This is a genomic window from Photobacterium sp. OFAV2-7, assembly GCF_022347985.1.
GTDB lineage: Bacteria > Pseudomonadota > Gammaproteobacteria > Enterobacterales > Vibrionaceae > Photobacterium.
Map to the genome: position 1 here is coordinate 1 of NZ_JAKRFQ010000121.1, position 8,387 is coordinate 8,387.

Here is an 8,387-nt window from a genome sequence, read left to right on the forward strand (position 1 = left end):
CCATTTGACTCGGGCGGCCGTCGTCATACTTCATTTGCCTCTGCGTTTATCTACCCGGAAGTGGATGACAATATCGACATCGAAATCAATCCTTCCGATCTGCGTATCGATGTGTATCGTGCGTCAGGTGCGGGTGGTCAGCACGTTAACACCACCGAATCGGCGGTTCGTATTACCCACGTTCCGACCAATACCGTGGTGCAGTGCCAGAACGATCGTTCTCAGCACAAGAACAAAGATCAGGCGATGAAACAGCTGAAAGCGAAGTTGTTTGAGCTTGAGATGCAAAAACAGAATGCTGAGAAGCAAGCCAATGAAGACTCTAAGTCTGACATCGGCTGGGGCAGCCAGATCCGTTCCTACGTTCTGGATGACTCCCGAATTAAAGATTTACGTACCGGGGTAGAAAATCGAAATACCCAGGCGGTACTAGACGGCGATTTAGACCGTTTTATTGAAGCTAGCCTGAAATCAGGTCTGTAACCGAGTTCGGTTAACTATTTAAGGGTTCACCATGACAGATCAAGTACAAGATGAGAATAAGCTGATAGCCGAACGTCGCGCGAAACTGGATATGATCCGCGAGAACTGTAAGGCAAACGGCCACCCGAACGATTTCCGTCGCGATAGCCTAGCGGCAGACCTGCAGGCTAAATTCGGCGAGTTATCTAAAGAAGAACTGGCGGAAGCTGGCAACGTGGTTGCAATTGCTGGCCGTGTAATGGCTAAACGTGGTCCATTCCTGGCGATTCAGGATGTGTCTGGCCGCATTCAGGCTTATGCAGATAAAACGGTTCAGAAAGAGCTGAAAGAGAAATACTCGGGCCTGGACATCGGTGACATCATCGGTGTGAGAGGTGAGCTTCATAAGTCGGGTAAGGGCGATCTTTACGTGAACATGAACGAGTACGAGCTGCTGACTAAGGCGCTACGTCCTCTACCTGAGAAATTCCACGGCCTGACCGATCAGGAAATGCGTTACCGTCAGCGCTACGTTGACCTGATTGTGAACGAGGACTCTCGTACTGCCTTTATTATCCGCTCTAAGCTGGTAACGGCTATCCGCAACTTCATGGTCGCTAAGCAGTTCATGGAAGTGGAAACACCGATGATGCACGTGATCCCGGGTGGTGCAACAGCACGTCCGTTTATCACTCACCACAATGCGCTGGATATCGATATGTACCTGCGTGTTGCCCCTGAGCTGTACCTGAAGCGTCTGGTTGTGGGTGGCTTCGAGCGCGTGTTCGAAATCAACCGTAACTTCCGTAACGAAGGTCTGTCTCCGCGTCACAACCCGGAATTCACTATGATGGAATTCTATATGGCGTACGCGGACTATAAAGATCTGATGGATCTGACCGAAGAGATGCTTTCTGCTGTTGCGACAGAGGTACTGGGCTCGACGTCTATGCCTTACGGCGACGAAATGGTTGAGTTTGGCGGAACATACGCACGTATGAGCATGTTCGAGGCGATCAAGCATTACAACCCGAACCACGAGCAAATCCAGGCGCTGACAGAAGAAGATCTGCAGAACCGCGATCTGATGGTCTCTATTGCCAAGTCTGTTTACGTAGAAGTGGAAGACTTCTGGACTTGTGGCCAGCTGCTAGAGGAAATCTTCGGTGAGACGGCAGAGCCTAAACTGATCCAGCCGACTTTCATCACGGGTTACCCGGCAGATATCTCGCCATTGGCACGCCGTAGCGATGACAACCCGTTCTTCACTGACCGCTTTGAGTTCTTCATTGGCGGCCGTGAAGTGGCGAATGGTTTCTCTGAGCTTAACGATGCAGAAGACCAGGATGCGCGCTTCAAGGCACAGGTTGAAGCGAAAGATGCAGGTGATGACGAGGCTATGTTCTACGATGCTGATTACATTACTTCACTGGAGCACGGTTTGCCGCCGACAGCAGGTCAGGGTATTGGTATCGACCGTCTGGCGATGCTGTTTACCAACACGCACACTATCCGTGACGTGATCCTGTTCCCGGCAATGCGTCCGCAGAACGGCCAGTAAGCGCTAAGCTGAGCTTGATTATCGAAAGCCACCGTAAAGGTGGCTTTTTTTATCTAGTGTATCAGCAATTTATACTGTCAAGTGTCCCTTGTTGCATTGTGTTTGTGTATCATTGCATTCAAATGAATCACATAATCAATAACTAAAAGGGATCCTCATGAAATTCCGTATAGCGTCATTGGCTATTTCTGCCGTCTTGCTGTCTGGCTGTATGTCGACAAAACTGGTTCCGCCGCCATCGGATTACAGTGGTAACTTGCCGGATGTGTACAAGGAAAAACTGAAAGAACTCAATGACCTGCCTTCTACCCCGTTCCGCGGTGGCGTTCAGACGTTCCAGTTTGACGAAGAGACGTCTTTGCTGACTGTTATCTTCCGCTTGCCTAATCCGCGTTGGTATTGGAATACGCATAAGGCGGAAGCTGAGAAAGACATTTTTCCGTATGTTTGCGATACCTTCGGCAAGGCAATCGACAATGGCCTGGGCGTCCGCTACTGGTATGCCGGTAATGGCGGCTTTACTACCGATACAGTAACAAAAGGTACCTGTCGCCAGATCGCGCAGTCTCAAGGAAGCTAGAAGCTTGCTAGCCTCAGCCAAACGGGCTGGGGCTAACTCCCTCTCTCCGATAATTTCCAATAGTGGAAAATGTTCACTTTTTATTCCTATAGTGGATTATTGTGTGTGATTGGATTCACATTAACAGTATTTTTCAACCTTCTTAACAGAATGATATTCTGCGAATTTTATTCTATTCCTCGTGCCTATAAGTTACAGATATCTAAATGAATTAGTTTGTTGTGCTGTGATTTGTCTGATCTAATAGTGTTTAATTTTGTGTTTTAATTGTAGTTTATTTGTAAAATTTGTTCTTTTCAGTCGGATTTAACTGTGTAAAATGTCGCCCAACCCACGAGGAACAGTGGGAACAGGAAGTAAGCGAAACTTTAACAAGCACAACCTACTGGAGATGGACGATGAAGAAATCGCTATCAGGAAAAATATTCGCAGGCCTATTTGCTGGCCTGATTATAGGTACCGCGATTCAGTACCTGTTTAACGGCGTGACACTGATGGATACCTATGTACTTGGCCTGGCTGAAGGTGCCGGCGGTATGTTCGTATCACTGATTAAATTACTGGTTGTGCCATTGGTGTATGTCTCGATCGTCTGCGGCATCGTTGATCTGAAAGACATTACGGCGTTTGGTCGCTTGGGTGGTAAAACCTTTGGTCTCTACATTATTAATACCATCATTGCGATCACCGCAGCGCTGACGGTTGGGATGATTTTCCAGCCAGGCGCTGACGCGAACCTCGCCGGGACGGTATCAGAAACTGTCACTCTGACAACGACTGAAACCCCAGATATTTTCTCACTGATTGTTAACATCGTACCAAGCAACCCAGTACAAGCTTTTGCAAGTGGAGATATGCTACAGATTATCTTCATGGCGATTTTGACAGGTCTTGCAATTCAGGCGCTTGATAGCCGTGGTGGCCCAGCCATCAAGACATTCAAGATGGCAAACGAAATCATGATGAAGCTGGTTGGCCTGGTAATGGGTCTAGCACCATATGGTGTATTTGCCCTGATGATTCAGCTAGGTGCAACGCTGGATGCCAATACGCTGATGTCGGTTGCGGGTTATGTCGCGCTGGTTGTTGCGATGCTGGTATTCTGGATTTTCTTCTTCTACCCAATGATGGTTGGCCTGACAACGGGTATCAAGCCGGCTCAGTTCTTGCGTCATACTCGCGAGCAGATCCTGTTCTCGCTATCAACGGCTAGCTCTAATGCGACGATTCCGGTGACAATGCGTACTCTGACAGACAAGATTGGTGTCTCTAAGTCTGTTGCAGGCTTCGGTGTGCCGCTGGGTGCAACCATGAACATGTCTGGTGTATCCATCTACATTGCACTGGCCACTATCTTTGTCGCCAATGCGTTCGGCCAGCCAATCAACAGCGCTGACCTGTTTACTCTGGGACTGACTATTTTGCTACTGTCTATCGGTGCTGGTGGTGTACCGGGCGGCGGTGTGGTAATGGTTGGCGTACTGCTTCACCAACTAGGCTTGCCACCAGAAGGTCTGGCGATTGTTGCTGCAGTTGACCGTATCAATGATATGTTCTGTACCAGCTCGAACGTAGTCGGTGATACTGCAGTCAACACCATTGTTGCTAAGAGTGAAAACGAGATTGGTGTTGAGGCAAACGATGCCCAGCCTGAAACGGCAACAGTGAGTTAACTCACAGTAAGATGATGATTTAAAAGCGCCTTCGGGCGCTTTTTGCGTTTTGGGACGATAAATAATGTGAAACCATTACCAAGATATTGATTATAATAGTAAACGAGTTGCATTATTTTGCGAGAGCGACTTATCATCAAATAAGCAGAGTTTTTTACAACGATAGGCCAAAGCCGTTCGCAACTGGATTTGATGTTTGAGTACTGGCAGATGGAAAGGCGGTAACGGAATGAAGACAGAATTGAAGCGAGCTTCAGCCCTGGGAACATTAATCGTTCTAGGGGGAGACAATATACCCTGGATTACGACACTGGAACAGGCGGGGTGGCGTTGCTATCGCTGCAGTGATCTTCGAACTGCCGAGTCGCTGCTATTGGAGGTGGGCCCCTGTATCGGGGTAGTTGATCTGACGCTGGATAACTTTAGCCTCAATGGTATTGCCGGGGTGGTTAACCGTAATAAGCAGGCACGGTGGCTGGCACTGGTCCGTGAGGAGCAGCTTGATACTGAGGCGACCTGTCAGTTTATCGTCAACTTCTGTATCGATTATTTTACCTCCCCGGTACCGGAGTCCCAGTTACTCAAAACCATTGGTCACCAGTTGGGGATGTTGAGGCTGGAACGCAAGGTATGGCCGGAGCTGGGACAGTTCGGTCAGCATGGGCTGCAGGGCAATACCGCTGTCATGAAAAAGCTCCGCCATCAGGTGAAACGTATGGCTGCCGCTGATATGCCGGTATTTGTGCAGGGTGAAATAGGAACGGGCAAAGAGCTGGTGGCCCAGGCGATCCACCAAGCCTCGACTCGGGCCAAGGGGGCCTTCGTCACCGTTAGCTGCGAGTCGGTCAATGAGGCCTGGCTGATTGACGAGGGCAGTCTGAGCAGCTCAGGCCGGTGTTGCTTCGGGTCCGCCGAGAAAGGGGTATTATTTCTTGATGAAATCTCCATGTTGGAAGATGAGCGCCAGCAGGAGCTATTGCGCTTGTTGCAGGACGGCTGTTTTACAACAGTGTGCGGGCGGCAGGTAACATCGGATCTTCGTCTGATTGTATCAACTCGCCACTCGCTCGAAGAGCTACTGGCCGAAGGTAAAATACGCGAGGATCTTTATTATCGCCTGAACGTCCTCGGCCTGGCTGTGCCGGCCCTCCGTGATAGGGGAGAGGACATCGTGCTGCTGGCGGAATACCTGCTGCTGAAGTTTGCCCGCCAATATAACAGTATGGCTAAGTCCCTGTCGGACGACGCGCAGAAACTGATATTGAGCTACCCGTGGCCGGGCAATGTCCGTGAACTGATCAGCCAGCTGAAGCGGGCGATTCTGCTGGCGGAGAGCAAGGTTATCGAAGCCGATCACCTGGATCTCCCGCGGCTGAGCGATGACAAGCAGAGCCTGAAGACGATTCGCGAGGAGTCTGAGCGCTGTGCGCTGTTATCGGTACTGGAAAATAACAAAGGCCAGATTTCTGCTGCCGCCCGAGAGCTGGGCGTATCGCGGGCGACGATGTACCGGTTGCTGAATAAGCATGATCTTGTACCGCCTCCCCGGCATTTCCGGCAAAGCTGATGATTGCCAAAAGCGCCTCTGGGCGCTTTTATAGTTTTTTGCTAGCGCTAATCGATTGAGAACAAAGGCAAGCTTATTTTTTTCAGGAAAAAGCGCTGATTGATTTATGCTGATTTATCGGTCAGATAGAGGTTATTTTTGGCGGATATGAATATTTGAGCGCACACTCCCAGCATAAAGTATTTTTATGCAATTGAGTGCTAATATATGCTTGTTTTATTCGTTCGGCTGGTTAAAATTAACCCAACTTTATCCCATTCTCATTTATTACCAGGAGGAAAACATGATGACTATCAGTATCTTGAAATGTCTGCGTCCTGCTGGTGATCTCTTGAAGCACACCAACCACTAACAGCAATCCGCTGTGTAAATGGGCCGCGGATATCTGTCGCGGCGAGTCAAGTTGTTAGCTTTCTACGGCAGTTTCCGTGTCCCTCCGATAATCTAATTAATGGAGAGCACTATTATGCGCCAATCAGTCTATTTACGTATCGCAGTCTTGTTAATTCGTCTTGACGTTCATCGTGAAGATGCCGCCTGGCGTCGTGCGCACCGCCGGATCCGTCTGGATATCCCTCACCTGTCAGATCATTTGCTACAAGATATCGGTGTGGGTAAAGACTACCGCGTGGAAAACTACCTCTTGTCCGATAAGGCCGGTCGTATGATCCGTCACCTAAGGCGAGAATATAAGTCTAGACTCGTGACATAATCGTAACGCCTTGCTCTAAAAACGTAGCGAGCAAGGCGTAATGGCTAAAGCACATATTACCAAGCCCCCGTCTGACGGGGGCTTTTCATTTTGAAAGGGTTAAGCGGAGGAGCCTATGGGCATGGATTAGAGTAGGTTACCCCGACAGCTTCCAGATCGGCCAGTACCTCGTTGCCGAGCGTGAGGTTGACACTGTCGATATTGGCCTCAAGCTGCTCGAGGTTGGTGGCACCTATGATCGTCGATGCGACGAAAGGACGCTGGTTGACGAAGGCGAGCGCCATCTTGGCCGGATCCAGACCGTGCCTGTTGGCGATATCGATATAGGCCTGGGTGGCGGCCAGGCCCTGTGGATTAAAGTAGCGTGAGAATCGCTCGAACAGGGTGCAACGGGCACCGTCCGGCCGGGCGCCATCGAGATACTTGCCGCTTAGCGTACCGAATGCCAAGGGGGAGTAGGCAAGCAATTCGACGCCTTCGTGATGGCTGATTTCCGACAACCCGACCTCGAAGCTGCGGTTGAGCAGGTTATAAGGGTTCTGGATAGTAATGACCCGAGGAAGGTTATGCTTCTCGGCAAGACGAAGAAATGACATGACGCCCCACGGCGTTTCGTTGGATAGCCCGATATAGCGGATCTTGCCGCTTCGTACCAGCTCGGCCAGGGCTTCCAGGCTGTCAGTCAGCGTCACGCCGGAATGATCATCCGCATATTGGTAGTTAAGGCTGCCAAAGCAGTTGGTTTCCCGCTGCGGCCAGTGAAGCTGATAGAGGTCGATATAATCGGTTTGCAGTCGGTTGAGGCTGGTTTCGACAGCATCGTGAATATTACGGCGGTCCAGTGCCATATTGTCACGGATATAAGGAAGTCCCCTTGGACCGGCCACTTTGGTAGCCAGCACCACCTTGTCTCGCTTGCCGGATTTGGCAAGCCAGTTGCCGATATAGGTTTCGGTCAGTCCCTGCGTCTCGGCTGTTGGCGGTACCGGGTACATCTCGGCAGTGTCAATGAAATTTACCCCGCGTTCAAAGGCGAAATCTAACTGGCAGTGTGCTTCCGATTCGTTGTTCTGCTCGCCAAACGTCATGGTGCCGAGGCAGATTTTGCTGACCTCGAGCGATGAGTGGGGGAGTCGGTGATATTCCATAAGCCCTCCTTGGACTGTTTGCTATCTATTGAATATAACCTGTCTGTCCGTGGGTGAGAAGGTCAGGTGTGCAAGTTCAGTGCGTGAGGGGAAGCTGTTGGTTACACCTTGCCGATATGGTAATCGTGACACATAGTTATAGACTGGTATAACAATAATGTTTGGTCATCTGGGTAAGGATCCGAGGAGCTATAATGAAACTATCGCAGTTGAAGCACTGGCTTAAAGTTGATGATGGAAAAGTCCCTAAATGCATTGTGACCAGCTATGCCGGTTGCTCGGACTATCTGATGGAAGTGGAGTTTAAGCATCAGCTTGAGCCGCTGAAGGACGACAACGACGAGATGGTCCGCTTTCAGTCCATCGAGCAGGTCAAGGATCTCCTCCGTCCGCTGGGGATCACTTCGGTGATATTGCGGGTGACGGATCCCTATGATGAGTTTTCTCCGGATGGCAAGGTCTCTGACTGCCGGGAAGATATGACGATTTCACTGTAAGATGAAATAACGTTCCAGCAGCTCTGCGGTAAAGTGGGTCTTGAGATAAAACCCGCGGGGCAGGGTTTTGATCGGTTGTCCGTCGGCACCATAGGCCTCGGTTAGCGACTTGCTGTTAGCTGCTTTTGGTCGAAGCTGCAGGATCTCGCCATGGCGTGCGGTGATTTTCTCGACATGGCCGAGCACG

General features: G+C 50.2%; 8 protein-coding genes and 1 pseudogene. 7 read left to right on the forward strand and 2 right to left on the reverse strand.

Features of this window, described 5'->3' with window-relative positions; translation table 11 throughout:
• From MHN01_RS09215 to MHN01_RS09240, 6 genes are all read left to right on the forward strand, one after another.
• Window positions 1–483, forward strand: a 483-nt coding sequence (locus MHN01_RS09215) for a peptide chain release factor-like protein (protein WP_304622847.1), incomplete at its 5' end; no start/stop codon positions are given.
• A gap of 31 nt (window positions 484–514) precedes the next feature.
• Window positions 515–2,023, forward strand: coding sequence for a lysine--tRNA ligase (lysS, locus tag MHN01_RS09220; protein ID WP_239411083.1), 1,509 nt, complete (start codon window positions 515–517; stop codon window positions 2,021–2,023).
• A 157-nt stretch (window positions 2,024–2,180) separates the two neighbouring features.
• Entirely contained in the window at window positions 2,181–2,603 is a 423-nt protein-coding gene (locus MHN01_RS09225; protein WP_239411084.1) for a hypothetical protein, read from the forward strand.
• Window positions 2,604–3,001: 398 nt separating this feature from the next.
• On the forward strand, window positions 3,002–4,276 hold the full coding sequence (locus MHN01_RS09230) for a dicarboxylate/amino acid:cation symporter (RefSeq protein ID WP_239411085.1): 1,275 nt from the start codon (window positions 3,002–3,004) through the stop codon (window positions 4,274–4,276).
• A gap of 229 nt (window positions 4,277–4,505) precedes the next feature.
• Window positions 4,506–5,843: a sigma-54 dependent transcriptional regulator gene (locus MHN01_RS09235; protein WP_239411086.1), complete on the forward strand. Its 1,338-nt coding sequence runs from the start codon at window positions 4,506–4,508 to the stop codon at window positions 5,841–5,843.
• A gap of 466 nt (window positions 5,844–6,309) precedes the next feature.
• Complete coding sequence (locus tag MHN01_RS09240) at window positions 6,310–6,555, forward strand: hypothetical protein (RefSeq protein ID WP_239411087.1); 246 nt, start codon at window positions 6,310–6,312, stop codon at window positions 6,553–6,555.
• 113 nt (window positions 6,556–6,668) lie between these two features.
• Here the strand turns inward: MHN01_RS09240 and MHN01_RS09245 are convergent, their stop codons facing one another.
• On the reverse strand, window positions 6,669–7,703 hold the full coding sequence (locus MHN01_RS09245) for an NADP(H)-dependent aldo-keto reductase (protein ID WP_239411088.1): 1,035 nt from the start codon (window positions 7,701–7,703) through the stop codon (window positions 6,669–6,671).
• A 194-nt stretch (window positions 7,704–7,897) separates the two neighbouring features.
• Here MHN01_RS09245 and MHN01_RS09250 point away from each other — a divergent pair, with 194 nt between their 5' ends.
• Window positions 7,898–8,200, forward strand: a complete 303-nt coding sequence (locus MHN01_RS09250) for a DUF6482 family protein (protein WP_075762552.1) — start codon at window positions 7,898–7,900, stop codon at window positions 8,198–8,200.
• Here MHN01_RS09250 and MHN01_RS09255 read toward each other — a convergent pair.
• Window positions 8,192–8,387 (reverse strand): annotated as a pseudogene (locus MHN01_RS09255) (DNA mismatch repair protein MutH); the annotation flags it as partial. The gene MHN01_RS09250 and the pseudogene MHN01_RS09255 overlap by 9 nt on opposite strands.